Consider the following 1,164-nt stretch of genomic DNA (forward strand, 5'->3'; position numbering starts at 1 on the left):
TGTGACGGATGTCAAAGCCCAGGATACCAATTTGTGCCGCACAACTGCGTATCGTATTGCAATGTGCGCTGCAAGATGGGGGTTAATGAGACCTTATGAGGTGGTCTGGTGGCGGCCCAAGGATTCATCACGCCCCAGAATGGCGAGAACGTCGAAAATGCCGGGCGAGGTGGTTCGCCCGGTCAGCGCCGCGCGCAGCGGCTGCGCCACCGCGCCCAGCTTGAGATTGTTAGCCTCCGCAAACGCACGCAACGCGGCTTCCGTGGCCGGGCCGCTCCACGGGTCGACGGCCGAAAGGGCCTCGTGCAGCCGGCCGATCAAGGCACGGCTCTCCGGCGTCAGCAGGGCGGCTGCCTTGGCGTCGATCGGCAGCGGCCGGTCGGCGAAGATGAAGGCGGCGCCGTCGATCAGCTCCAGCAATGTCTTGGCGCGCTCTTTCAGGCTCGGCATCGCCTGCGTCAGCTGCGCACGCGTCGCCTCGTTGAGCTTGGCCTTCAGCGCGGCGCCGTTCGGCACGTAGTTCAGGACGTCCTCGAACTGGCGTACCAGCGCGGCGTCGTCGCTGTGGCGGATATAGTGGCCGTTGAGGTTTTCGAGCTTGGCGAAGTCGAAGCGCGCCGCCGATCGGCCGATCGCCGGCAGGTCGAATGCCTCGATCATCTGCTCGGTCGAGAAGATCTCCTGGTCGCCATGGCTCCAGCCGAGCCGCACCAGGTAATTGCGCAGCGCGGACGGCAGATATCCCATGGCGCGGTAGGCGTCGACGCCGAGCGCGCCGTGGCGCTTCGACAGCTTCGAGCCGTCGGGCCCGTGAATCAACGGGATGTGCGACATCGACGGCACCGTCCAGCCCAGCGCATCGTAGATCTGCTTCTGGCGCGCGGCGTTGATCAAATGATCGTCACCGCGGATGACGTGGGTGACGCCCATGTCGTGGTCGTCCACCACGACGGCCAGCATGTAGGTCGGATTGCCATCGCCTCGCAGCAGCACGAGGTCGTCGAGATTCTCGTTCTGCCAGACCACGCGGCCCTGCACCTGATCCTCGATCACGGTCTCGCCCGTCAGCGGCGCGCGCAGCCGGATGGTCGGCTTGACGCCTTCGGGCGCTTCCTTGGGATCGCGGTCGCGCCATAGGCCGTCGTAGAGCCGGGTGCGGCCCTC

Annotated in this window: 1 protein-coding gene; it reads right to left on the reverse strand. The window is 65.9% G+C overall.

From position 1 onward, the window contains the following. Positions 1 to 93: 93 nt before the first annotated feature. Positions 94 to 1,164: glutamate--tRNA ligase (gltX, locus tag BRAS3809_RS05465; protein WP_035655377.1), on the reverse strand; the 1,071-nt coding region annotated here is incomplete at its 5' end.

Source organism: Bradyrhizobium sp. STM 3809 (assembly GCF_000239795.1).
GTDB lineage: Bacteria > Pseudomonadota > Alphaproteobacteria > Rhizobiales > Xanthobacteraceae > Bradyrhizobium.